This is a genomic window from Leptolyngbya sp. CCNP1308, assembly GCF_034932455.1.
Taxonomy (GTDB): domain Bacteria; phylum Cyanobacteriota; class Cyanobacteriia; order Phormidesmidales; family Phormidesmidaceae; genus Nodosilinea.
This window is the reverse complement of the sequence record NZ_JAYGIH010000072.1, coordinates 175,955-199,135: the sequence shown is the minus strand read 5'-3', so window position 1 is coordinate 199,135 and position 23,181 is coordinate 175,955. Positions and strand designations below refer to the sequence as shown.

The following is a 23,181-nucleotide window of genomic DNA, read 5'->3' as shown; positions in this document are numbered from 1 at the left end:
TTGAGTGGGACATTAACTCCAGGCAATGCGCAGAAAGTTAGGGTGACACCTTAATGATCTGTCATAATTGCATGGAGTTTTTGTCTGTTTAGCAAGACTCGACCTATCCTATGGACTGTTTCAGGCCAAAATACCCTTTGGCCTGTTTGATTGGGATTCTGGGGCGGTACCCTAGGGCTTCCATAGGCCATTCGACTGTGCCAAAACGCTAGTTTGCCGGGGTTAGTCCTGGGCTGGTGAGGTGGCTGCTAGGGACAGAGTCTCCAACAATAGAGGGGAGTGAGATGCCGTTTTATCTGTATCACGTGTTGGCCTTTGGTATCTCCGCCGCGGTGGTACTCGGTACGACGCCCATTGTGCGCCGCATTGGTCTCAAGAGCGGGCGAGTCGATCAGCCCGGCGATCGCAAGGTACACGACAAGCCCATGGTGCGGCTGGGCGGAGTGTCAATTTTCATTGGTACTCTGCTGGCCCTACTGGCGGTCTGGTCCCTGGGCGGTTTCATCGACGCCACTGGTGCCCACCTAGCCCCCCCCCAGGAGTTTCAAATTTGGGGAGTTACCCTCGGCGGGCTAGCCTTCTTTCTGATTGGTCTCACCGACGACCTATTTGGTCTCTCGCCCCTCAGCCGCCTGCTGATGCAGGCCATAGTGGCGACCATGGCCTGGTACGTGGGTGTGAGTATCGACTTCCTCACCATTCCCTTCTACGGACTTATCCAGCTGCCCGACTTTATTAGCCTGCCGGTGACCATTTTGTGGCTAGTGGGCATGGCCAACGCCATCAACTGGATTGACGGCCTCGATGGCCTGGCGGCGGGGGTCTCAGGCATTGCTGCGCTCATTATGCTGGTGGTGAGTCTCTACATGAATCAGCCCGCAGCGGCGTTAATTGCAGCGGCGGTAGCCGGTGGGGCTCTGGGCTTCTTGCGCTACAACTTCAACCCGGCCAAAATTTTCATGGGAGATGGGGGGGCCTACTTTATGGGCTTTACCCTGGCGGGGGTGGGAGTCATCGGTCTGGTTAAAACAGTGACTACCGCTGCGGTACTGCTGCCTTACCTGATCCTGGCCGTACCGATTCTCGACATGTCAGCCGTAATTCTCGATCGCCTGCGAGCCGGCAAATCCCCCTTTGTAGCTGACAAGCGCCACCTGCATCACCGGTTGCTCCAGGCGGGACTTTCTCACCGAGTAACCGTGCTCTTTATCTATGTGCTGACCCTGTGGGCTGGCAGTTTGGCTCTGGCGTTTGCGGGCATGCCCAGCGGTTTGGTCTATGCCCTAGCCGCCACGGCGCTACTCAGCTACACCGGCTGGCGGCTGCGGCAACGCACCCGCTGAGGGGCCATAGGGGTATTCGTAGACTCGCCGCAAAGTATTGGCGCGGTATACGTGGATAGTTTCGGTTACTTCGCCGCCGCGCATTAGCGGCACGGTGGCCAAGGGCTCAATGTTGTCGAAGAGGGGTCGGTAGCCCTCAACAATCTCGTCGTCTTGGGCGAAGCGATCTAAGGTCATATAGAGGGCATCTTCACCTACCCAGTCCTGGGGGTTAAACCAGTAAGCAAATCCGCGCGGGTCTTGGCTGAAGGCTGTCACCGGCAGATCGACTAGGGGATGAATCGCCATAGCAAAGTAGCCCCCCAGGTAGTACTCGTTGGTGAAGACAAACCCCACTTCATCAAGAGCTGTGCGAATCTCTGGGGTGTTGGCAAACCGCCGTTTGAGCTGGCTAGTGTCGATCAGTTCTGTAGAGCCATCCTGCGCGACAGGTACTAGCCCACCAAACAGGGCGTAGGTGCTGGGTTTTTGCAGAACGCCGAGCTGGAGGTGCAGCAGCGCCACCATCGACAGAGAGACTAAAAACAGCCCCGAACCCCACAGCCAGCGGCGAATGAGGCGGGGGCGATCGCGCTGCCAAATCAGCACTTGAGCGGCCAGCAAAATGACGATGCCCCAGTAGCCGGGGGCAGGCCAAGCGGGCAAAATCTGCTGCTTGCCCCCCAGCAGGGTAAACAGCAGCATGATCGGCAGCGATAGCCACAAAACGAGACCCTGTTTGTAGTGATCTTGCGCGTCGTCGCTCTCTAGCCTGGGAGAACGCCAGAACAAAGCCTGCTTGGCACTCTGTCGCGCCGCCACCCACCACAGCGGAAAGCCAAACAGGGGAAACAGATAGACGTTCGACAGCAGCCAGTAGCCAACCATTTGCCCCAGGCTAAAGCCGCTGCTTGCAGTGCCCCCGTCAAACCGCATACCCAGCTGAAAGCGAAAGGAAATCCAGTCATTCTGGCTATTCCAGTACCAGAGGGGGAAGAGGGTAAGGATAAAGACGCCTAGGGCCAGGAGCGTCCAGGGCGATCGCAGCGCCGCGCGGTAGGGTCGATAGGCTACACAAAACCCCACCAGACTAACGCCCAGCACGAAGCCGTGGTACTTGCTCAACCCCGCCAGGGCCACCGTCAGCCCCAGCAGCACAATGCGCCAGGTGGGCACGTAGGTCGCTCTAATCACCTCAGAGTTCCCAATCCGGCTGCTGTGGGGAAAAAACTCCCAGGCAGCGACCAGCAGCGTGGCGCTCCAAAATAAAATCAGCCCATTGTCGGGGGAGGTGAGAATGCCAAAGCCGATGGTAAACAGCGGTATCAGCGTGACAATGGCCACCGTCATCTGCCCCACCGCCGCTGAAAACAGCCGCGTTGCCGCCAGGTACAGCAGCCCTAAACTGAGGCAATAAAGCACCAGCGCCCCCAGGCGAATGGTGAAGGGCGAGATCACCCCCGTAAGCCACCAGCCCAACCCGGTGGTAAGGGCTACCACGGGCGGATGGTCGAAATAGCTCAGACTCAGGTAGCGGCTGTAGAGATAGTAGTAGGCTTCGTCAAATCCTGGAAACAGCCAGATGGCAACAATGGTGCGGTAGAGCAGACCTCCCAGCACTAGGGCTAGCAGCCCGGTGGCCCAGCCTGGTTTGTTGCGATCGCCCCCTAGGGCGGGTCTTTGACCATCGCCCCCCCTGACGGCTCTATCCCCCTCGCTCCAACCTGCCATCGGGTAGCCTCTCCTTAAAAACAACCAATCCGCGACATAATCTAGGGACTTCGCCAATGGGCCAAACGGGCTTTTCCTGGCTTCCCTGCAATGGTCATAATGACACTATTGCGCCCCGGCCATCCCATCGACCCCCATCGCCCTAAGGACGCCCCATGACCCACAGTCCAGCGTTTCAGCCTGCCGAAACCGAAAATTCGCCCCCCAGTGCAGAGATTATCTGCGTAGGCACCGAGCTGCTGCTGGGAGATATTCTCAACGGCAATGCCCAGTTTTTGGCTAAAGAGCTGGCCAGTCTGGGCATTGCCCACTACTACCAAACCGTGGTGGGCGACAACCCGGCCCGCATTCAGCAGGCGGTGACCACTGCTGCCGATCGCTTCGCCCAGGAGCCGGGAACCGCATCCCAGCTCCTGCTCTTTACCGGCGGCCTTGGCCCCACCCCCGACGATCTGACCATAGAGACGCTGGCCGATTTATTTGGTGCGCCTCTGGTTGAACACCCTGACCTATTGGCCGACATTGAGGCCAAATTTACCGCCCGGGGCCGGACGATGCCCCCCAGCAACCGCAAGCAGGCGCTGCTGCCCCAGGGAGCCACGGTGTTGCCCAACCCCCAGGGCACTGCTCCAGGGATTATCTGGTCGCCCCGGCCTGGGCTGACCCTGATGACCTTCCCCGGTGTGCCAAGGGAAATGCAGGCGATGTGGAAGGAAACCGCCGTACCCTACCTGCGTAGCCAGGGCTGGGTGACGACCACTATTGTCAGCCGCATGCTGCGGTTTTGGGGCATTAGCGAGTCGGCCCTGGCGGAGCAGGTTGCCCCCTATCTGAGCCAGGGAAACCCCACGGTGGCCCCCTACGCCAGCAAAGGTGAAGCCAAACTGCGAATTAGCGTGCGGGCCGACTCTACCGCCGCTGCCCTGGCCAAAATTGAGCCGGTCGAAGCGGGGATTCGATCGCTGGTGGGCCACGACTGCTACGGTGCCGACGACGATACCCTGGCCTCGGTGGTCGGACAACTGCTGCGGTTGCGGCAGCAAACTGTGGCGGTGGCCGAGTCTTGTACGGGCGGTGGCCTAGGGCAGCTTTTAACCGATATTGCGGGCAGTTCTGCCTACTTTTATGGCGGCGTGATTGCCTACGACAACCGAGTCAAGACCAACATCCTCAAAGTGGATCCGGTTGTTTTAGAAGAACAGGGGGCCGTGAGTGCGATCGTGGCCGAGCAGATGGCATTAGGCGTCAAAACCCTGCTGCAAACCGACTGGGCCGTGAGCATCACTGGCATTGCCGGGCCAGACGGAGGCAGCGAGACCAAACCGGTAGGACTGGTCTACATTGGCCTGGCTACTCCCCAGGGCAATGTGTTGACCCATAAGCATGAGTTCTCTGGATATCGAGGTCGTGACTGGGTGCGCCAGCTTAGCGCCCTTTCTGCCCTGGATGCTCTGCGGCGCAACCTGCTGTAACGGTTGGGTTGATCATTTGCTTCAAATGGCTATTATGTAATTATGGATGAATGCAGCCCCCGCTGGCCTAGGGCCGGTTTTAGGTAAGAGCAACCAGGGTGGCGTGTGCCAGTAAGGAGTTTTGCCCTAATGGACTACATCGAAAAGGCTCTCGAAAAACTGCGCGACTGGGTTGATAGAGTCATTGAGGCTCTATTTGGCCCTGAGCACCAGGCAGAGCCTGACTTGATTCCTATTCCGGTAGAAGAACCCCGCCGATAGGGTGCTCTCAACAGCTTTTGATCAAGGTTTAGCGATACTGTCGCTTGACATCATTCTTGGGTGTAGTATTCAGTCTCTAGGATGCCCCACCCGCGTAGAGGATGGGTGACTGGCTTTGCCAACGCAAATACTAATGCATGAGGATAAGGATCATTGCTGAGGGTTCAAGTCGTCCATGGCCCAAATCTCAACATGCTGGGCTTGCGAGAACCCAATATCTATGGTCGGCAAACCCTAGCTACCATCGAGGCGTCCCTAGTGGCCGAAGCAAATGCCCTGGGAGTTGCTTTAGACTGCTTTCAATCCAACAGCGAAGGGGCGTTAGTGGACTGCATCCAGGCTGCTTTTGGGCAAAAAGACGGCATTTTAATCAATCCTGGGGCTTATACCCACACCAGCGTGGCCCTTCGAGATGCGATCGCCGCCGTTGGTATTCCCACCGTTGAGGTGCACCTCAGCAACATCCACAAGCGCGAAGCCTTTCGCCATCACTCGTATATTGCTGCGGTGGCCGTGGGCCAGATCTGCGGCTTTGGGGCCGACAGCTATCGTCTGGGACTGCACGCATTAGTGAAGCACCTTCAAGACCTTCAGCCAATACCCGCCGGTTCCTAGTGGTTTAGACTAGCTGTAGCCCATCTGATTGAGACATTTTCTCTGAAACGTTTGAACGTTGAAGCGTTTCAAGATTTCTCGGTGTCCTAATCAATGTGACCATAGCTGATAGATCTACGCTAGACCTTCCGCGAATTTGTATGGCCACCGCCACGATTAAATTTTTAGAGACGCCAACTTCCCAGGCGTGGGTTGAGCAAGCTCTGGCTAATCTGGACGTAATTTTGCTCGACCATGCCCAGTGCGAGCGCAAGGCGGCGGGGGTGGCCATGAGCCTGATCAACCGCTACCCGTCAGATGCTGAGTTAGTGAAGGCGCTGACTGCGATCGCCCAAGAAGAACTGGCCCACTTTGCCCAGGTTAATCAGTGGCTAGATCGGCGCAGCATTCCCTTTGGCCCGTTGCCGCCACCGCCCTATGGAGCCGCCCTGCGTCAGCAGGTGCGATCCGCCGAACCCCACCGTCAGCTCGACGTGCTGCTGGTGTCGGCACTGATCGAAGCACGCAGCCACGAACGGTTAGGCTTGCTGGGCCAGCACTGCCCCGACCCTGAACTCGCCCAGTTTTACCGCAGCCTCATGGCTTCAGAGGCTCGCCACTACGGTGCCTACTGGGTACTGGCCACCGGGCGCTTTCCCCGTGCCGAGGTAGAAACTCGACTAGCGCAACTGGCCACCGCCGAAAGCGAGATTTTAGCCAGCCTGCATCCCCAGCCCCGCATTCATAGCTAGAGACGTTTCATGCCGTTAGACCACCACAGCACCTTTGGCCCCTATCTGATTCGCAGTTGGCAGTCGGGCGATCGCGCCGCCGCCGTTGCCATCATTGACGAGGTACTGAAGGAATACTGCCTCACCTGCGAACCGACTGACAGCGATCGCGATGCCCTAGAAGTAGAGGCCTGCTACTGGGAGACGGGTGGCGAATTTTGGGTCGTAGAAATCGATGGCGTGCTGGTCGGTACCGCTGGGTATCGTCCTACCCAGCGCGGGGAGGGTGCCGTGGAGCTGCGCAAGATGTATCTGCTGCCTCAGGCACGCGGGCTGGGGCTGGGGCGCTATCTGCTCAGCACGCTAGAATCTGTCATTCAGCAGCGCGGCTTCACCGATATTTGGTTAGAAACCGCCTCGGTGCTAAAGGAAGCGGTGGGGCTATACGAAGCCAGCGGTTATGAACCTGCCAGCGGGGTGGAAACGGCTCGGTGCGATCGCGTCTACCGCAAGCGCCTACCCTCTGCTTCCGCTCATCCCGTTGGCTAGAAACGCTGGCTTCAGCCTCAACAGTCAGAAGTTAGCTATAATCGCCACATTAATACTGGAATACTGGCTAGCCTGCTTTGATTGCCATCTATCCCGGCAGTTTTGACCCCATCACCCTGGGTCATTTAGACATCATCACCCGTGGCAGTCGATTGTTTGAACGGGTGATTGTGCTGGTGTCTAGCAACCCCAACAAGGTGCCGATGTTCTCTACCGATGAGCGCATTCAGCAAATCGAGCGATCGGTGGCACATCTCAACAATATTGAAATTGACCAATACGACGGTCTCACTATTAACTACGCCAGGCAGCGCCATGCCCAGGTGCTGCTGCGAGGGCTGCGAGTGCTCTCCGATTTCGAAAAAGAGCTGCAAATGGCGCATACTAATAAAACCTTGGCCGACGACATTGAGACTCTTTTTCTGTCAACTTCCACTGAATACAGCTTTCTTAGCAGCAGCCTGGTTAAAGAAATCGCCCGCTTTGGCGGCCCCATCGACCACCTAGTTCCCCACCATGTAGCGCGAGACATTTACCAATGCTACGCCCAGACCCCGCCCGCCTCAATGCCCAGCCCCGCAGTGCCCAGCCCCGCAGTGCCGGTGCCCAAGCCAATGGATTGCCGGTAGAGGCGGCGGAAACCAATTCGGCCCTGCCCAACCCCGGTGATATTGACATTCAGCAGGAGCTCAATAAGCTCGAAGAGCTGATTTTAGCCAGCCCGCGGGTGCCTTTCAGCGGTCGCACCCTGGTAGATGAAGATCAGCTGCTCGACCAGCTCGACGCCATTCGCCTCGACCTGCCACCGGCCTTTCGTCAGGCGGTGCAAATTTTGCAGCAGCGCAACACCCTGCTAGCCGAAGCCGAGCGCTACGCCCAAGACTTGATTGCCGCCGCTGAGCAGCAGGCTGCCCAAATGCTCGATGAGCTAGGCATTGTGCGCCAGGCCGAGCAGATGGCTCAACAGCTTAAAACCCAGGCCCAGCAAGACTGCGACGGCCTGCGCACCCAGGTGATGGGCGACATTGAGCAAATGCAGCTCCAGGCCCAGCGCGAATGGGAGGCTCTGCGCCAAAAGGCTCTAGACGAGCAAGACATGATTCAGCAGGAGGCCGATGGCTATGCCGACCAGGTACTCTCCAACGTAGAGCAGCAGCTCTCTCAAATGTTGCGCATCATTCAAAACGGGCGCAGCCACCTTCAGCCTGTCAAAGAGCCCCCGGCCCCTGCGCCAACCCAGCGACCTAAGGTTAGCAAAGCGCCTCCGCCGAGCCCCCCACCGTCAGATCCACGAGCTGATGCGGGCACAGAGCGCTTCGCCAATCGCCCCCGATCGCCGCAAAAGCCTGCCGCCGACCCATGATCAGCTATCTCAAGGGGGTGCTGGCCGACATTCAAAAGCCTGGCAACCACAAAATCATCCTGACCCTGGACGTGAATCAGGTGGGCTATGACATGCAGGTGCCCGCCCGCCAGCTATCGCTGCTGCCGCCCCTAGGGGAGATGGTGCAGCTCTTTAGCCACCTCTACTTTCGCGAAGACCAGGCGGTTCTCTTTGGCTTTGGCCTGCGGCAAGAGCGCGACCTGTTTCGGCTGTTGATTAGCGTCAGCGGCATTGGCCCCCAGATGGCCCTGGCTTTGCTCGATACCCTGGGCGAAGCTGAGCTGACTCAGGCCGTGGTGAGCGGCAACATCCGCCTGCTGTCGCGCACCCCAGGGGTGGGCAATAAAACCGCCGAACGCCTGGTGCTAGAGCTCAAAACCAAGCTCCAAGACTGGCAGACCCAGTCGGGTGTGGGGCTGGTGCCCACGGCTGGGCCGGTGCCTACCCTCTACGAAGAGGTTGAAACCACCCTCAGCGCCCTGGGCTATAGCCAGAGCGAAATTCTCAAGACGCTGCAAGCCGTAGGTCGTAACTCGACTCTGCAAAAGACGGCGGATCCTGAAAGCTGGGTACGCGAGGCGATCGCCTGGCTCAGCCAGTAATCCTGCCTTCGACTTCTGGCTAGAGTTGATAGGGGCAGCGACCCCTATGCTATAGTGGAAAATCCTGACTCAAACCTATCCTTCTAGAGAAGCTGTCTGTCCCATGACTCTGTTGCAAGCGCGCAAGCAGGAACTTATTTCCGACTACCAGGTGCACGAAACTGACACCGGCTCTGCCGATTTGCAGATTGCTATGCTCACCGCTCGGATCAATCAGCTGAGCACCCACCTGCAAAAAAACAAAAAAGATTACTCGTCTCGCCGGGGCCTGCTCAAAATGATTGGCCACCGCAAGCGCCTCATGGCCTACCTGCAAAAGCAAGACTCAGAGCGCTACCGGGCTCTGATTCAAAAGCTCGGTATTCGCGGCTAGAGCTTGTCTGACAAGAAGATTTCCAGGAAAGACGACCCAGTGTTATCCAGTAACTGTAGGGTGGGCAATGCCCACCACTGGATAAACTGTTGTCCAAAAGCCGCTCAAGGCTAAAGACTGCGCGTAGGCTGGGTTGACGACTGGAACTGTGTTTCCACGTCAGACCTGCAAGCAATTTGCCCAGGCTACGCATCCAAGCTGAATGAGTAGGGATAGCAGCCTGGCCTCAATATTTCTGTTGTTGTCATGTAGCGCTATGGCCCCTGATTCGTCTCGCAAGCGCCTACCCTTTGAGCCTCGCAAGAGTGCTGCCAAGCCTGCTGAAGAGTCCAAAAAGGCTGCTGCTAAGCCATCGGCGGCTAAGGTTGCAGCTCAGAAATCAGCTTCTGCCAAGAAGACTGCTCCGGCAAAGCCGGGGGTTGCTTCTAAAAGGAAAGAGAAAGCTAAGCCGACGGCTAGTGCAGCGACCGCTATTCCTGAGGTGGTGAGCGATCGCATGCTGCGGCGGATGCTGGCCTTTTCTGGCGTCCCGACCGGGGCAGGAATACTGACATTTTTCGTCAGCTATTACCTGGTGGCCAATCAGGTGGTGGAGTTGCCTTCTTATTTTGTGCTACTGGTTACCCTGGGCTGCTTTGGCTTAGGAGTGGTGGGGCTTACCTACGGTGTGCTGTCGGCTTCCTGGGATGAAGATCGCCCCGGCACCCGGTTGGGACTAGATGAGTTTCGGCTCAACTTTGGCCGTATGACTAGCGCTTGGGGTGCTAAGTCAGAGCGTTAGGGTCAGCGTATTCAAACTAAAAAACATCCTTCCCGAGAACGTGAACTGGGCCACTGGGCCGATCGCAGTGAGGTTCCGGATAAGTTTTGGTGGGAAGACTTTTATAGCTGTAGCCAGTCTGGTAGAGACATTTGCCCTCTAGACGCTGGCACGTCTTCTAAATGTCCTACCCCGGGTGACTATAGCTATAGCGGTGGACTCTGAGAACATAACTGTTCGCTCCGATCTAGTCCTCACTGTCTGGTTCGACAGCCGCCTGCATAATTTGTTCAATCTGATCTTCCATGGTTTTGAGTAGCTGGCTCAGGGCCTCTAGGGTGCGTGCCGAGGGAGGTTCGATGGTAAGCGACTGGCGAGCCCGCTGGCGAATTTTGCAAATCCGTTTTTGCAGGGTTTGGGCGACGCCGAGGGCGTCTTCCCCCATCTGCTTGATTTGCTGCTGTTGGTAGAATTTCAGCGCCGCTCCCCGCAGCACCTGGAGGGTGGCTTCTTCGCCGTGGGTGCCTGCCATCAGCCGCAGGCGCAGCAGCACGCGATCGCCTTGGTATAGCCGTTCAATATCGGCCTGTTTAGATTGAGTGGTTGGCAATAGGGGCAGGTGAGTCAGCCGTTTGAGTTCGTTGATCACACTTTGAACCTGGTCAAGGCTGAGGTTTTTTAGCGCGGCCTGCACCACGCCATCTTTGCTCCAAAGTACCTGGCCATGGTTGGGGCGTCGTTCTAAATAGAGCCGCCCAATACCTTCGGTTAAAACCTGGTAGAGCAGTGCCTGGGTGAGTTTGGGCGGCGGCAAGCGATGCAGCTGATCGAGGGGCACCTGGCTAAGAATCGGATTGAGGGTAAGGGTGAGGGGTTGAGACTCTGGATCAGCCGCTGAAGGTGGGTCTATGGGGGGAGGGGAAGGAGCCGGTGGCGGGTCAGGCGTCGGTGGCAGATCAGGTGTTGGGGCGGGGCGATGGTCAGAGACCGGCCCCAACGGACGATCGCTGCGCAGATCCTCAGGGCTGTCAACAATAAAGGTCAGAAACTCATCAGCCTGGTTTTGGGCGTGGGCCGGTGCCTCAATCTGCGGCTGGGGTCGAGCCTTTTGACGAGATGCGTAGCTTAGATACTTAGACAGCATTTTGCGCTGCCAGTCAGAGGCCACGGGCCACGACTTCACTGAGCAGTGAATAAATGAGACTTGCCTGCGGGCATATTCTGTCGCAACAGTATCTGACGGGTTGACCATGCCGAGGTGTAGGCAGCTCGACTCGACCGAAAGAGGAATAATTTCGTGGTAAAGACAGGCCTCAAAGGGCAAAATGCTGTCGATTAGGGACAGCATTTGAGCCACGTTGAGACGGCTATCGATGGCCTTACTGCCGCTTTGTACGTCTAGGGCAAACAGGTCGTTAGGTAGCGCGGGGGTGTTGGGCTCCGGCATGGGCCTGGCAAGTTAACGATCAGGATTCCCCTATGCTATGCGTGGGGCAAGAAACAGGGTTGATTTCTTAAGACCAGCCTACCAATCTTTATGGGAAACTTTACCATTACACCAGACTTGAGGCCTTCCTTCCTTGGCCCTATGAGCGCTGTGGTTGATGAAAAAAGCGTTTTTAAGGCCTAAAACACTATCAGAAATGATTGCCATCAGGTTTTTGCTAATGCGTCATTCCTCTGCTCCCGCAAACCGGCTGACGGCTCTGCGATCGCAGCTTTCTTCCCGCAGAGCTTCCCAGGCAACTCTGCCACCGGTGATTTAGGAGCTACAGCATCGGTGCTCCTTCCCGAGCCGTGTCTGGGGTGGGGGCCTGGCCTGGCTCGGGAGCCGATGGGGCGATCGCCGCTTCTGCTGCGGTCTCTGCATCCGGCGGGGAAGGCTCAGCCGATAGATCGGCGGCGCTAACCGGTTCAAACCCCAGGGGTTCCTCCTGCGCGGGGGCAATCGTTAGGTCAGCCGGGCTGGGGATCTCTAAGGGCGATGCCTGGGGTGGGGAAGCGGGAACAACATCGGTAGCCACTGGCTCGGCAGCCTCTGGGGTTGGAGCTAGGGACTCGGCCAAGGGTTCAGATGGAGCCGTCAGGTCGGTTGCGGGAGATCCAGCATCTTTCTGGGGTGTGGCTGCTGCCGGGTGCTCGGGCGCTGGGGCGTCGGCCTGGGGCAGGTAGACCGTGCTTTCGGGAACTGCCCCAGGTACAGGGGATACAGTCATCCCTGGAGTCGCAACGGTCTGACTGCCTTCCTTGGCATCGGCCCAGGAGGGTGGCGCAATTTGCGAATCGCTCCGATCCGGAATCACAGCGGACTCTGCTTCTGTCACCTCGGCTGAGGGGGCGATCGCCAGCGGCGCTACCTCTGTTACAGCCTCTGCACTGCTGCTATCGGTAACGGGTGAGCCCTCTGGGGGCAATAGCGCTTCCAGTTCGGCGGGCTTTGCACTATCGTCAGACGGCGGCTCTGGGAGAATCTGGGAATCGCCGTCAGCTCCGGCGGCGGCTGTAGGAGGAGGCGTATCGCCTCGGTTGAACAGCACGTTAGCAATAGAGGCGATTTGGGGGGAGGTGCTGCCCCCAGACGGTAATGCGGCCTGGGAGAAGCGATCGACGGTGACTTGCCAGAGTGCTGCCAAGGGATCTGCATCAGTCGTTTCCTGGTCAGGTGCGGCGGCGATCGCCTCGTTTTCTGCCGGTTCAGCTTGGGCAACGGAGTCGCTGGGAGAAGTCCACATCTGGAGGACCTCGTCCACAGGTTCCGCCGCTGCGATCTCGGGAGCAACCGGGGTTTCTGGTTCGGGAGCGGGGGTAAGCACCCAATTCTGAGCATGAAGTTCAGGATTTTGGGCTTCATAGGCGGCGATCGCCTTAGCAACAGCATCGGCGCGACGCTGCTGATCGCGGCGAATGCTGGGCTCCGTATTGCCCAAGCCAGGCGCATTCCAGCGTCCGGTATTGGGGTTGATATAAGAGCGGGTGCGGGCGACTAAAATAGCTTCCGACCCCTCATAGCCGTTGGCTTTAGCTTCAGCCAGCCGCTCAATGTAGCCCACCCGCCCAATCGCCGCCAGGGGCGACTGATTCGCCAGATCTAGCCCGTTGAGGGTTTCTTCCAGAGTGAGATTGAGGCCGTGTTTGAGCGCCCTTGCCCGCAGCACATCGCCCTGGTTTTGAAGCCGCGCTAGCTGCTTCTGATCGGCTTCTGCTGGCGTGTTGGCCCCGTGCTGGTAAGAAAATGTACCCATGTTCCACACCCGGTTGCCGGGGTCAGTGTGGCCAAAGTAGGCAGGATTGATAGCGCCATTGGGGGTGCGGGTGCCCTCAGCACTGCCCACGGCCCAGGCCACCAGCGAGTCTGAATTGCCTTCAAACAAACCCGGCAGCGGATTCGCCGGAACTTTGGGCTCAGCTGCCTTGGCCTGGGCCATAACCACTGCGGCCGATGGCTCTAGGCCAAAGTCGAGGGCTAAGATCGGGGGTTCTTTGGGGGGCTCGGCCTGGGGCTCGGGGGCAGGCGGGGGAGCTGCTGCCACCATCACTGGGGCCTCGGGCAACGGCGGAGCCGGGGGCAGCAGGGCGGTGGCCGACGTGCTTTCGTTGAGGCCTACGGCGACCCCGCGCCGATACACCCCAGCGGGAAGCTGCTGGGGTGAGTGGTAGCGCATGGGCGGGTTGATGGCCTGGGCCGGAATAGGCAGGGGCTGATTGGTGATGTCTACCGCTGGGACCGCGGCCGCGGCTTCGACAACGGGGGGCTGCTTGGCCCACTGAGGCTGTGCGAGCTCAAAGCTGAGAATGCCGTCGTCGGCCCGTACGGCAGTGGGGCTAAACAGGGCTAGCAGAACACTGGCGGCTAGAAGAGTGGGATGTAGCTTCATGGGGCAGCGGGGGATAGATTGCCGAGAATATTGGGGTGCTAAGCAGGAAGCGTGAATTCTGAAGTAAGTACGGCTGGGCCTAGAACGGTAGGCGGGGTGGCGGACGATTGAGCGATCGCTCCAGTACGCGATCGGAGGGCTCAACCATGGCCCAAGAGCCATCGGGCTGGCGTCGCAGGGTGGCAAAGTGAATGTAGCGCCCGCGCCCCATGACGGTACCGGCCTCCACTGGCCCCACGCGCGGTTGGCTAACGCCGCAGTAGCGAAACAGGTAGGCCGGTACCTCGGGGGTCGAAAAATAAATGCAGTTGAATCCCTTAGCGGCCAGCTCTACCTGGCCCGTAAACGGAGCGCGCAGCCGCGCGCCCTGGAGTCGCAGGGAAATATCGCCTAGGCTGCCGGTGACCAACTGCCCGGCTACGCGATCGCCCGATTCGATCTCCCAGGCCTGCTTCAGCACGATCTGACGGGGTGTAATTGAACTCAACCGGCCACAGCTGCCCAGGCCAGCCATCAGTAGGCCTAAGCCCAGCCCCAGGGCCAACCGACCTAGACGAGGGGGCAGTGCACCCAAGCGTGGAAATTTGGGCTGAAACAATGGCCGTTTCGCCCACAGGCTCGAACATCCCCAGCCAAACTGGCTCACCAACAGCAGAGCACTATTGAAACCGAAAGCGGTAGCCTGCGTACTCGTCATTTTCGTACAAAATTACTAGTTGAACGGTAGGATCCCAAGCCATCGGGTAGGCTTCGCGCTCTGAGACCACCCCAGAGCGCACCTGGAGCTGGGACAGACTGCAGTAGGGCTCGGCCACAATCTTGCGCACGTTTTCTTTAGGGTCTCGCTCGGGTACTACCAGCAGCTGAGCGAGCTGTTCACGGCTGAGCTGGGCCGTACTCTGCACAATTTTTTCGCACCCCTCGGCGCTCTGAGGGCTGGCGGCCTGCAACCAGCCCCCCACCCCCTCACCGTCAATAGCCAGCAGCCCAATGGCCAGCAAAATTCCTCCGGCGATAAAGGGCTTGGCGGTTGCCAGGGTGATTCTCTCCCCCTGCGGATGCATTGAAACCATAAGCTGACTCCTTGAAACTCAGTGAAGAATGGAGCTACACCGCACTAGAGTTGGCCGCCCACCACCAGCCCTAAGACCAATAGAAACACCCGAATAGCTGGGCCAAAGGCCAGTTTGGGGGCCAGGGTGGCTCGGTAGAGAGCATAGGCGGTGATGGCGGTAATCGCTGCCACCGCCACCGACCAAAGGGCCGGAAATGCAGCCAACAGAAGATTGAGCGCCAGTCGACCGATGACTCCACCCCCCAGCCACAGCACCCCATCGACAAGGGAGAGAGACGCGCCCCCAGTGGAATGCCCCAGAGGGCGACTAGGGGTGCGGGGCCTGGGTTGGCGAGGGGTGACAAATCGGGCGATCGCCAACCCGGCATCCCAGAGGGTGCGACTCAGTTGAGCGATCAGTTGGGCAGGCTCTTGCCCTAGGGCCAACAGGTCTGTGGCAAGGGCGCTCCACTGGCCTCGGCCTCGGTTTCTAGGCGATCCGTAGGTGGTGCGCAGATGGCCCGCCAGCTCCTCGGCAGGGATAGGGTTAGCCCGAGGCCCAAGCGGTGGGCTGGGGCGAGCGGTTCGATAGGCCAGCACGATGTTGCCCTGATTATCTATCTCCGCCGAGGCCAGCACAGCCCGATCGGTGTCGAGTTCGGGGGGGTCAATCGGCTGTCCCTGGAGATTGACGGTGGGATACACGCGGGCCAGGCGAACACGAATAAGCTGCATTTCTGCGATCGCCCGCTCCTGCTCTGACGACAGCTGGTTGATCCGCTGGGCCATGGCGTTTAGGCGTTTGAGATAAACTTCCGCAGGTGCTGAGCCAGTCGGCGAATCGGTTGCTGGCTCAGTGGCTCCCTGTTCGGCTCGCCACTGCAGCGCCGCAACAGCGGTGGAAAAATCGACGCCGGGGCGCGACGACCCTCCAGGGATAGGCTTGGCGTTGCTCACTGCTGACCCTAGCGCCGGTTCCCCCGCCCAGTCCACCTGCACGGTGGTATCGCTTTGGCTCAGGGCGTTGACCGTATTGGTGAGTTTGGTTTGAATGCTTTGAAAATCCATTGCCCAGTACCCGAGTGGAGAGCCGCCAAAAACTACAAACCCCACCCTTCGGGCTACTTTGACTGGTGCAGAGTTGACCATCAGTCACCAGACCGAGTAGAGCCCCGAAGGAATATGATACAAGTGTACCACATTCCTGGGGATATGTACTAAGAGCGTACTATTCTGCTTGGCTTTTTGAGAAGCCGCAGCGGGATAGCTGACCAATCGGCCAGCTATAGCCTGATCTAGACGTGACATAAGTATTGGGATCCGTTCTGCCGGACGGTTTTGCCCCGCCCCTAGGCCAGCAATGTAAAAACTATCCGCAGAAACGGCAGTAACTCAGGCCGACTCTGTAAATTGAGGTCACTCGGGTGACGATTTATCACAATTGCCCTTTGGGGCTCGTCTTGGCAATGGCGACTGTACTGGCTTGCAGCACGGTGTAGCCGTTGTAAACGCTTGGTTTGACCCTGGGGCAGGAGACCTTTTTTATCGTCCCTGCCGTTGCAAGATAGATCCACGGAACTGCTCTATTGGGGCACTCTGAGCTTAGTAATTTGCCCGTGCCCGATCTACCCTATGAGTTTTTGCCATGGTTAAGGCCTACGACAAAACCCTGCGGCGTTCTCTCGCCCTGCCAGAGCTAACCAACTCAGGCTGTAGCCCTAGGACTGACTCCCGAGCGCCAATGGCAGTGCGGCCAAAATCCTGTCCTTATCACATGGTGATGGGCTGCTTTTTGGGTGGGCAAGTGCTGATGCGCATTTTGCGGTTTAGAGTTAACCGCCAACGCACCCTAGAGCAGATGGTTGCAGCGGGGCCACAGACCCTCACCCCCGTGCTGCTAACGAACGTTTTTGCCGGGATGATTTTCACTATTCAAACCGCCCGCGAGCTAGAGCGCTTTGGGGCCATGCATGCCCTGGGGGGTGCCTTTGCCATGGCCTTTTGTCGAGAACTGGCTCCCATTCTGACTGCGGCCATTATGGCTGGGCAGGTGGGCACCGCCTACGCTGCCGAAATTGGCTGTATGAAGGTGACCGACCAGATCGACGCCCTCAAAGTGCTGCGCACAGATCCGATTGACTATCTGGTAGTGCCTCGGGTGGTGGCCTGCTGCGTAATGCTGCCGGTACTCACGGTATTGGGCCTGGTGCTGGGCATCGCGGGCGGCGCGGGGGTGGCCTTTTTGTTCTACGAAATGCCGGTCGGGCAGTTTTTAGACTCGGTGCGATCGCTGATGGTGCTCAACGACCTGGTTGCTGTTTTGATCAAATCGGTTCTGTTTGGGGCACTCGTGGCCCTGGCGGGCTGCACCTGGGGCCTAACGACCACCTGTAGTCGATCGGTCGGTCGGGCAGCGACTTCAGCGGTGGTTACCACCTGGGTAGGGCTCTTTATGGTCGACTTTTTTCTGTCTTTGGTCTTGTTTGGGGGCACCGGGGTAGCGCTGCACTAGCGCGATCGCCCACCTTGCCTCATCCTCTCGATAACTGCCAATTAGCCAGGGGCGTCAACCCATATAGAGGCTAGTCTGCTCCGGCGGGCAGCAGATCAAAGCGATAGTCAATGTAGGTGTTGTCAGGCATCATGGCCCCGATCAGATTGGCCCCGTCGAGATCGGTGTCAGTGAGGTCAGCGTCGCGCAGGTCAGCTCCCTGGAGGTTGGCGTAGCTGAGGTTAGCGCCGCGCAAGTTGGCCCGCTTGAGGTTAGCCCCGCGCAGATCGCTACCGCTGAGAACGGTTTCCTTGAGCGTTGCCCCCTGAAAATTAGCGCCCGTCAGCTTGGCCCCTGACAGCAGCGCCCGGCTCATCTGAACAGCCGATAAGTCGGCCCGAAAAAAGTCGCTGCCAATCAAGTTAGCCCAGTTGAGCTTGCTCTTGCGAAACAGGCTGTGGGTAAACACGCCCCCAGGCATAAACGCGCCCGACAGATTTAAGCCAGAGAGGTTGCAGTCAATAAATTCTACAAAGGGCAGCTTGATGCCCTCCAGCGAGACGTTTCGCAGATCGAGATGGTGAAACTGAAGCTGCCCACGGGTGTAGTTTTGGGTGAGGAGATCAAGGGAATAGCGGGTGTAGGGATACATGGGCAGGCCGTGAAGAGCAGACTGGGATGGAGCGATCGCAGGGAGGCGATCGCCTGCACACTTTAGATGACTGACGCGTCTAACCAGTCGCTCGGAACCCTTGCGGTGACTGGTCACTGGCGCATGACCCTTAATGTCATCCTAGGTGGTTTTAGAGGGCTCGTACCCGACAGCCTCTTTAAATATTTGTGTCTCCCTAGAGAGCTGCGGCTGGTTGCCCAGGAGCCGTTCATGCTCTAAAGGGTTGACAGGCCTAAAGCGGCCCATTGTTTCCGGGTGCTCGGAGATCGCAGTTGCGGCCTAGGGCTTAGCACCTTGCATTTACTTGGCGCAACTTAATTTGACATTTTGTTACATTTGTTTTACATTAAGTTACATAAGCGAAATGCGTCGGCATTGCCTGCCAATCTGAGTTTGGTAAGCGGCGTATTTTGCGACTGTCCCGATCCCGAACTGGAGGTTCTACCTATGACTGCTCTACTGATTTCTCTCTTTGTAGTTGGCTGGGTTGCCGCGGCTCTGATTGGTACCCAGGCTTACTTTCGGGGCGAGCAAACCAAGCCCATCCACGAGCGCAACTGGCGTTCTGACTCCTTTGACCAGTTGGCGCAGTCGGTGACCGGCCAGTCCACTGATTTCGGCGATCGCGTCCCTGCCTACAGTGGCGATGCCTTTTCTAGCCAAGCGATATCCGGCCAGTAGAGCAACTTGGCCACTGCCACCTGCTAGCCGTATTAGCTGTTCCTGTAGGGCTCCTACTTCTAAAAGCCGTTCCCGAATCGGGGACGGCTTTTTACTGTTGCTGCGATCGCCAGCAAGCAAATCCCGATCAATCCTAAGGATTTGGAGATTAGATCGAGACAATTATCTTTTTTAGCGGCAGGGAGAGAGAATATTGACAATTCGAGAATAATTTGGGTTAAATGCGTTAATTTTGGGCTGAGTATCAGACCGGAACAGGGACTAATTGCTCTTGCCAACGTCTTCGGCCATAGCGAAGGACGATTTTTTTGCGCCGCCGCTGCTTGGGCGGCCCAGTCAAGATGGCTAGGCTGTAGACCACCAGGTAAACCCCAGCCCAAATGCTGTACGCATGGACAGAAATGCTCAACTCGGGGCCGTCGTAGTAGCGCATGAGCGTGGTAGACAGGTCGGCGAAGTAAACGCCAAAGATGGCCCAGCGGACAAGGGGAAAATACTTTCTGGCTAAGGGATATCGCGCTGCGCCGGTAAATAGAACTGGATATTGCAGATACATTAATAAGAAGAACGCCATGGCGAACAAAATGCCGATCGCCGCCAAAAGCGTATAGTTTTCTCCTAGAGAGTCTAGTGTTATGCCAAGAGCTAACAAGATAGCCGCAGTAACATTAATCATCACTATCCCTTAAACAGTCACTGGTTTATTAGAGAAAGTTCTCTGGGCGCTAGTGTTCCCTGAATGAGCCAGAATTTTAGTCACCCCCTCAGGATTTATAGATTTATTTCAAGGTTGGCGACGCTCTGCCTGAGGCAGGGGCAGCGGCCTGCCCTACCCAGCACTTACGGCCTACCCTAGCGCTGATCGAGGCTGCGAGGGTGGATAAGTCTACGCTGACGAACGACATTTTGGGCGATCGCAGCAGACAATTGGGGCAGTGCCCCAGGGCGCGAGTCGAGGGCGGCACACCATGACGAGCGGCATCTGCTGCGGCTGCTATCGGGGCACTGCCAATCGGCACGCCGGAGCTGTGCAAGCTACAACTCTGGACGACTAATGAAGGGCTAGGGGCAACTTTGCTCAGATGAAACGATGGAGAGATGTCTTGTTGATAACAGTCATCTCTCCATTTTTATGGGATATCAGTTTATTTTTGTAAATCAGATTCATATTTACTGACCCTTTCTTTTTAAGATAAAAGTTGACACGAAATTTCGGCACTAGAGTCTCAGAAAAACAGAGACTTTATTTTCTTCTGATTTTTTGATGACAATAACTGCTGAATCTGAATCGAGGGCGTTCGCCCCTGGTTTAGCGCCAGAGTTGCGGTTTAGATAGCGTCTGAGCTAGGTTGAATAGTTGCCTCAAGCCTTTCATTGCGGGGCATCGATTGTAAAATATCTGTCTTTTGGCTGATTGACCTTTTTGAAATCCAGAAATTTTTAGCCTACTTGTGACGATTAAAACTCCCCTGCGGCGCAAAGCGTTGGGTGAGATGGCTGCTCGATGATCGATGTTTAGGGTTTTCAAAGATGTCTACTTTTTCGTTGTTGTTTATTGCAGTGTTGGGCATTGCCCTGCTGCTTTTTTTAGTGATTGTGGTGCGGCTGCAGGCCTTTTTGGCCCTGCTGTTGGTGAGTCTTTTCGTCGCCGTTATTGGCGGCATTCCCCCCGCTGAAATTGCCGGGGTGATTCAGACGGGGATGGGCAATACCCTGGGCTACATCGCCATTGTGATTGCCCTGGGGGCGATGTTTGGCGAGATGTTGCAGGTGTCGGGCGGGGCCGAGCAGATCGCCAACTCCCTGGTAAAAAAGTTTGGCGAAAACAATGCCCAGTGGGCCTTGGGCCTGGCCGGGCTAGTGATTGCCATTCCGGTATTTTTTGATGTGGCGCTGATTTTGTCGATTCCGCTGGTGTATAGCCTGGGACGGCGCACGGGGCGATCGCTGCTCTACTACGCCATTCCGCTGGTGGCAGGCATTGCGGTGGGCCACTCATTCATTCCGCCGACGCCGGGGCCGGTGGCAGTGGCCTCGCTGATTGGAGCCGACCTGGGCTGGGTGATTCTCATGGGCCTGATCGCGGGCATTCCGGCCATGGCCATTGGAGGGGTCTTTTTCGGCAAAAAAATTGCGGGCAAAATTCACCTCAACGTCCCCGCCGAGATGGAAGAAGCTGCCCCACCGCCCCAGGGCACACCGCTCAAAGACCTGCCCAGCTTTACGATGGTGATCACCCTGGTGGCGATTCCCCTGGTGCTGATTTTGCTCAACACCGTGCTGGGGGTAACGCTGCCCGAGGGCAACGCGGTGCGCAACTGGGCGGCCTTTATTGGGCACCCGTTTGTGGCGCTTACCCTGGTGACGCTGCTGTCGTTCTACTTTTTAGGCACTATGCGGGGCTACACCCGCAACGACATTCAGCGCATTGCCACCAAGTCGTTTGAGCCCATCGGCATGATCATTTTGGTCACCGGGGCAGGCGGCGTGTTTGGCCGTACTCTGATTGAAACCGGGGTCGGAGAAGCCCTGGCCGGGGCGATGGCCGCCTCAAATTTGCCGATCATTCTGCTGGCGTTTTTGATTGCCACGGTGGTGCGGGTCAGCCAGGGGTCAGCCACCGTGTCGATGGTGACGGCGGCGGGCCTGGTGGCTCCGGCTGTGGAGATGGCCAACTATTCAGCCCCCATGGTGGCGGCGATTGTAATTGCGATCGCATCGGGTGCCACGGTGCTCTCCCACGTCAACGATTCGGGCTTTTGGCTGGTGGGCAAATTTTTGGGCATGACCGAGAAGCAGACCCTGCAATCGTGGACGGTGATGGAAACCATCGTTGGCCTGGTGGGCCTGGGGATTATGCTGATCGTGAGTCTCTTTCTATAGGGGCAAACGCTGTAGGGGCAAACGATCGTTTGCCCCTACAGCGTTTGCCCCCCGTCAACCTTTCTCACACCCTTCCTCACTATGACTGACCAAAACTACATCATCGGGGTCGATATTGGCACCACCAGCACCAAGTCGGTGCTGTTTACCGAGGCGGGCAAGGTGGTGGGCAAAGCCCTGGTCACCTATCCCCTTTACACCCCCGATGTCGCTACCGCCGAGCAAGACCCGGAGGAGATCTTTGCCGCCGTGGTCAAAACCGTGCGGCGGCTGATGGAAGCCTACGTGCTCAACCCTTCCCAGGTGTTGGGGCTTTGCTTTAGCTCGGCGATGCACAGCCTGATTTTGGTCGATGCGGCCGGTAAGCCTATTACCCGCAGCATCACCTGGGCCGACAACCGCAGCGCCGGCTGGGAAAAGCGCATCAAGGCCGATATGGATGGCCACGCCGTCTATCGACGTACCGGCACCCCAATTCACCCCATGTCGCCCCTGGTGAAGCTGGCCTGGCTGCGCCACGAGCGGCCCGAGCTGTTTCAGCGGGCGGCGCGGTTTATTTCGATCAAAGAATATGTGTTTTATCGGCTGCTGGGTCGCTACGTAGTTGACCACTCCATTGCCACGGCCATGGGGCTGCTGAATATCGAGACTCTGGATTGGGATGCGGAGGCGCTGGCGATCGCCGGAGTCACCCCCGCTTCCCTGTCAGAACTGGTGCCCACCTCTGCCGTGCTCACCGGGCTCAAGCCCGCCATGGCCGAGGCCATGGGCCTGCGGACCGAGACACCGCTGATTGCGGGGGCCAGCGATGGCGTGCTGTCGAATCTGGGGGTGGGGGCGATTTCGCCAGGCTTGGTCGCCGTCACCGTGGGCACCAGCGGCGCGGTGCGGGCCGTGGTCGATCGCCCCATGACCGACCCCCAAGAGCGGCTGTTCTGCTACCCCCTCACCGAGCACCACTGGGTGATTGGCGGCGCGGTGAACAACGGCGGCATTGCCCTGCGCTGGGTGCGCGACCAGTTGGCCGATGCCGAGGTAGCGACATCTAAACGCCTGGGCAAAGATGTGTACAGCCTGCTGACCCAGATGGCGGCGGCGGTGCCTGCCGGTTCCGAGGGGCTGCTGTTTCACCCCTACCTAATGGGCGAGCGATCGCCTCTGTGGAATGCCAATGCGCGGGCCTCGCTTTTTGGCCTCAGCGTCAAGCACACCAAGTCTCACCTGGTGCGATCGGTGCTGGAGGGCATTGTCTACAACCTCTACCTGGTGCTTAAGGCGCTAGAAGATTTTGCTGGCCCCGCCACTCTAATTCAGGCGACGGGGGGCTTTGCCGAGTCACCCCTGTGGCGACAGATGATGGCCGATATCTTTAACCGCGAGGTGACGATTCCGGAGCACTACGAAAGCTCGTGCCTGGGGGCGGCAGTGCTGGGCCTCTACGCCCTGCGCCGAGTGCCCTCCCTAGATGCAGTATCAACCATGATTGGCGAAACCTATCGCCACCAGCCGATCGCAGAGAATGTGCGGGCCTACCAAAAGATTTTGCCGGTGTTCGAGCACCTGACGGTGGTGTTTGAGCGGGAATACGATGCGATCGCCGCTCTGCAAGCCGAACTAAGCAACATCGACTTACCCTAAATGTAGGGTGGGCACTGCCCACCATCCCCCCAATGCAGCCAGCAAATCACTGTTTCGCCAACTTAGGGGCAACTTATTGGTCTCGCTTTTGTCGCTCGATAACAAAC

23 protein-coding genes are annotated in these 23,181 nt (G+C 57.9%); 15 read left to right on the top strand and 8 right to left on the bottom strand.

All coding sequences use genetic code 11. From position 1 onward, the window contains the following. The first annotated feature begins 284 nt into the window (after positions 1–284). Positions 285–1,343 (top strand): MraY family glycosyltransferase, encoded by a 1,059-nt coding sequence (locus tag VB780_RS15190; protein WP_323352004.1) that lies wholly within the window; start codon positions 285–287, stop codon positions 1,341–1,343. On the opposite strand, the gene VB780_RS15185 is transcribed toward VB780_RS15190, so the two are convergent. Further along, the gene (locus tag VB780_RS15185; RefSeq protein ID WP_323352003.1) at positions 1,299–3,053 is read right to left on the bottom strand and encodes an ArnT family glycosyltransferase; all 1,755 of its coding nucleotides are present in this window, start codon (positions 3,051–3,053) and stop codon (positions 1,299–1,301) included. The two genes, VB780_RS15190 and VB780_RS15185, sit on opposite strands and share 45 nt — an antisense overlap. Before the next feature lie 155 nt (positions 3,054–3,208). Here VB780_RS15185 and VB780_RS15180 point away from each other — a divergent pair, with 155 nt between their 5' ends. From VB780_RS15180 to VB780_RS15135, 10 genes are all read left to right on the top strand, one after another. Further along, the gene (locus VB780_RS15180; RefSeq protein ID WP_323352002.1) at positions 3,209–4,525 is read left to right on the top strand and encodes a competence/damage-inducible protein A; all 1,317 of its coding nucleotides are present in this window, start codon (positions 3,209–3,211) and stop codon (positions 4,523–4,525) included. 129 nt (positions 4,526–4,654) lie between these two features. After that, positions 4,655–4,786, top strand: a complete 132-nt coding sequence (locus tag VB780_RS15175) for a hypothetical protein (RefSeq protein WP_323352001.1) — start codon at positions 4,655–4,657, stop codon at positions 4,784–4,786. A gap of 153 nt (positions 4,787–4,939) precedes the next feature. After that, on the top strand, positions 4,940–5,401 hold the full coding sequence (gene aroQ, locus VB780_RS15170; RefSeq protein WP_323352000.1) for a type II 3-dehydroquinate dehydratase: 462 nt from the start codon (positions 4,940–4,942) through the stop codon (positions 5,399–5,401). Positions 5,402–5,541: 140 nt separating this feature from the next. Next, complete coding sequence (locus tag VB780_RS15165; protein ID WP_323351999.1) at positions 5,542–6,132, top strand: tRNA-(ms[2]io[6]A)-hydroxylase; 591 nt, start codon at positions 5,542–5,544, stop codon at positions 6,130–6,132. A gap of 9 nt (positions 6,133–6,141) precedes the next feature. After that, positions 6,142–6,660 carry a GNAT family N-acetyltransferase gene (locus VB780_RS15160; protein WP_323351998.1) on the top strand — a complete coding sequence of 173 codons (519 nt, stop codon included), beginning with the start codon at positions 6,142–6,144 and terminating at the stop codon, positions 6,658–6,660. A gap of 77 nt (positions 6,661–6,737) precedes the next feature. Then, positions 6,738–7,289, top strand: coding sequence for a pantetheine-phosphate adenylyltransferase (coaD, locus tag VB780_RS15155; protein WP_323351997.1), 552 nt, complete (start codon positions 6,738–6,740; stop codon positions 7,287–7,289). Continuing rightward, positions 7,199–8,023 carry a hypothetical protein gene (locus VB780_RS15150; RefSeq protein WP_323351996.1) on the top strand — a complete coding sequence of 275 codons (825 nt, stop codon included), beginning with the start codon at positions 7,199–7,201 and terminating at the stop codon, positions 8,021–8,023. Before coaD ends, VB780_RS15150 begins: the two co-directional genes overlap by 91 nt. Next, positions 8,020–8,646 carry a Holliday junction branch migration protein RuvA gene (ruvA, locus tag VB780_RS15145; protein ID WP_323351995.1) on the top strand — a complete coding sequence of 209 codons (627 nt, stop codon included), beginning with the start codon at positions 8,020–8,022 and terminating at the stop codon, positions 8,644–8,646. The genes VB780_RS15150 and ruvA overlap by 4 nt, the downstream gene beginning before the upstream one ends. 103 nt (positions 8,647–8,749) lie before the next feature. Then, positions 8,750–9,019 carry a 30S ribosomal protein S15 gene (gene rpsO, locus VB780_RS15140; RefSeq protein ID WP_275334442.1) on the top strand — a complete coding sequence of 90 codons (270 nt, stop codon included), beginning with the start codon at positions 8,750–8,752 and terminating at the stop codon, positions 9,017–9,019. 256 nt (positions 9,020–9,275) lie between these two features. Then, on the top strand, positions 9,276–9,800 hold the full coding sequence (locus tag VB780_RS15135; protein WP_323351994.1) for a PAM68 family protein: 525 nt from the start codon (positions 9,276–9,278) through the stop codon (positions 9,798–9,800). A 226-nt stretch (positions 9,801–10,026) separates the two neighbouring features. On the opposite strand, the gene VB780_RS15130 is transcribed toward VB780_RS15135, so the two are convergent. The 5 genes from VB780_RS15130 to VB780_RS15110 all read right to left on the bottom strand — a co-directional run bounded on the left by VB780_RS15130 (position 10,027) and on the right by VB780_RS15110 (position 15,776). Continuing rightward, positions 10,027–11,226, bottom strand: coding sequence for a hypothetical protein (locus VB780_RS15130; RefSeq protein WP_323351993.1), 1,200 nt, complete (start codon positions 11,224–11,226; stop codon positions 10,027–10,029). 322 nt (positions 11,227–11,548) lie between these two features. Further along, complete coding sequence (locus tag VB780_RS15125) at positions 11,549–13,654, bottom strand: hypothetical protein (RefSeq protein ID WP_323351992.1); 2,106 nt, start codon at positions 13,652–13,654, stop codon at positions 11,549–11,551. 79 nt (positions 13,655–13,733) lie between these two features. Then, entirely contained in the window at positions 13,734–14,141 is a 408-nt protein-coding gene (locus VB780_RS15120) for a hypothetical protein (protein WP_323351991.1), read from the bottom strand. A 172-nt stretch (positions 14,142–14,313) separates the two neighbouring features. After that, on the bottom strand, positions 14,314–14,727 hold the full coding sequence (locus VB780_RS15115; RefSeq protein ID WP_323351990.1) for a hypothetical protein: 414 nt from the start codon (positions 14,725–14,727) through the stop codon (positions 14,314–14,316). 44 nt (positions 14,728–14,771) lie between these two features. Beyond that, entirely contained in the window at positions 14,772–15,776 is a 1,005-nt protein-coding gene (locus VB780_RS15110) for a hypothetical protein (RefSeq protein ID WP_323351989.1), read from the bottom strand. A 577-nt stretch (positions 15,777–16,353) separates the two neighbouring features. Between VB780_RS15110 and VB780_RS15105 the strand changes: the two genes are divergently transcribed. Next, a complete protein-coding gene (locus VB780_RS15105; RefSeq protein WP_323351988.1) occupies positions 16,354–17,220 on the top strand; it encodes an MlaE family lipid ABC transporter permease subunit in 867 nt (288 codons plus the stop codon). Positions 17,221–17,290: 70 nt separating this feature from the next. Here VB780_RS15105 and VB780_RS15100 read toward each other — a convergent pair whose 3' ends face one another. Further along, the gene (locus VB780_RS15100; protein ID WP_323351986.1) at positions 17,291–17,968 is read right to left on the bottom strand and encodes a pentapeptide repeat-containing protein; all 678 of its coding nucleotides are present in this window, start codon (positions 17,966–17,968) and stop codon (positions 17,291–17,293) included. Positions 17,969–18,319: 351 nt separating this feature from the next. On the opposite strand from VB780_RS15100, the gene VB780_RS15095 reads away from it, so the two are divergent. Further along, complete coding sequence (locus VB780_RS15095) at positions 18,320–18,553, top strand: photosystem II protein, Psb35-related (RefSeq protein WP_323351985.1); 234 nt, start codon at positions 18,320–18,322, stop codon at positions 18,551–18,553. A gap of 244 nt (positions 18,554–18,797) precedes the next feature. Here the strand turns inward: VB780_RS15095 and VB780_RS15090 are convergent, their stop codons facing one another. Next, positions 18,798–19,229, bottom strand: coding sequence for a hypothetical protein (locus VB780_RS15090; protein WP_323351984.1), 432 nt, complete (start codon positions 19,227–19,229; stop codon positions 18,798–18,800). Positions 19,230–20,083: 854 nt separating this feature from the next. Here VB780_RS15090 and VB780_RS15085 point away from each other — a divergent pair. Further along, positions 20,084–21,436 carry a gluconate:H+ symporter gene (locus tag VB780_RS15085; protein WP_323351983.1) on the top strand — a complete coding sequence of 451 codons (1,353 nt, stop codon included), beginning with the start codon at positions 20,084–20,086 and terminating at the stop codon, positions 21,434–21,436. Between the two features lie 81 nt (positions 21,437–21,517). Beyond that, a complete protein-coding gene (gene gntK, locus VB780_RS15080; RefSeq protein WP_323351982.1) occupies positions 21,518–23,074 on the top strand; it encodes a gluconokinase in 1,557 nt (518 codons plus the stop codon). Positions 23,075–23,181 lie beyond the last annotated feature (107 nt).

What these genes read in the sequence shown, in the direction of transcription:
- VB780_RS15190 (WP_323352004.1), top strand. Translation starts at nt 285, where the DNA reads ATGCCGTTTTATCTGTATCACGTGTTGGCCTTTGGTATCTCCGCCGCG.
- VB780_RS15185 (WP_323352003.1), bottom strand. Translation starts at nt 3,053, where the DNA reads ATGGCAGGTTGGAGCGAGGGGGATAGAGCCGTCAGGGGGGGCGATGGT.
- VB780_RS15180 (WP_323352002.1), top strand. Translation starts at nt 3,209, where the DNA reads ATGACCCACAGTCCAGCGTTTCAGCCTGCCGAAACCGAAAATTCGCCC.
- VB780_RS15175 (WP_323352001.1), top strand. Translation starts at nt 4,655, where the DNA reads ATGGACTACATCGAAAAGGCTCTCGAAAAACTGCGCGACTGGGTTGAT.
- VB780_RS15165 (WP_323351999.1), top strand. Translation starts at nt 5,542, where the DNA reads ATGGCCACCGCCACGATTAAATTTTTAGAGACGCCAACTTCCCAGGCG.
- VB780_RS15160 (WP_323351998.1), top strand. Translation starts at nt 6,142, where the DNA reads ATGCCGTTAGACCACCACAGCACCTTTGGCCCCTATCTGATTCGCAGT.
- VB780_RS15150 (WP_323351996.1), top strand. Translation starts at nt 7,199, where the DNA reads ATGCTACGCCCAGACCCCGCCCGCCTCAATGCCCAGCCCCGCAGTGCC.
- ruvA (WP_323351995.1), top strand. Translation starts at nt 8,020, where the DNA reads ATGATCAGCTATCTCAAGGGGGTGCTGGCCGACATTCAAAAGCCTGGC.
- rpsO (WP_275334442.1), top strand. Translation starts at nt 8,750, where the DNA reads ATGACTCTGTTGCAAGCGCGCAAGCAGGAACTTATTTCCGACTACCAG.
- VB780_RS15135 (WP_323351994.1), top strand. Translation starts at nt 9,276, where the DNA reads ATGGCCCCTGATTCGTCTCGCAAGCGCCTACCCTTTGAGCCTCGCAAG.
- VB780_RS15130 (WP_323351993.1), bottom strand. Translation starts at nt 11,226, where the DNA reads ATGCCGGAGCCCAACACCCCCGCGCTACCTAACGACCTGTTTGCCCTA.
- VB780_RS15125 (WP_323351992.1), bottom strand. Translation starts at nt 13,654, where the DNA reads ATGAAGCTACATCCCACTCTTCTAGCCGCCAGTGTTCTGCTAGCCCTG.
- VB780_RS15115 (WP_323351990.1), bottom strand. Translation starts at nt 14,727, where the DNA reads ATGGTTTCAATGCATCCGCAGGGGGAGAGAATCACCCTGGCAACCGCC.
- VB780_RS15110 (WP_323351989.1), bottom strand. Translation starts at nt 15,776, where the DNA reads ATGGATTTTCAAAGCATTCAAACCAAACTCACCAATACGGTCAACGCC.
- VB780_RS15105 (WP_323351988.1), top strand. Translation starts at nt 16,354, where the DNA reads ATGGTTAAGGCCTACGACAAAACCCTGCGGCGTTCTCTCGCCCTGCCA.
- VB780_RS15095 (WP_323351985.1), top strand. Translation starts at nt 18,320, where the DNA reads ATGACTGCTCTACTGATTTCTCTCTTTGTAGTTGGCTGGGTTGCCGCG.
- VB780_RS15090 (WP_323351984.1), bottom strand. Translation starts at nt 19,229, where the DNA reads ATGATTAATGTTACTGCGGCTATCTTGTTAGCTCTTGGCATAACACTA.
- VB780_RS15085 (WP_323351983.1), top strand. Translation starts at nt 20,084, where the DNA reads ATGTCTACTTTTTCGTTGTTGTTTATTGCAGTGTTGGGCATTGCCCTG.
- gntK (WP_323351982.1), top strand. Translation starts at nt 21,518, where the DNA reads ATGACTGACCAAAACTACATCATCGGGGTCGATATTGGCACCACCAGC.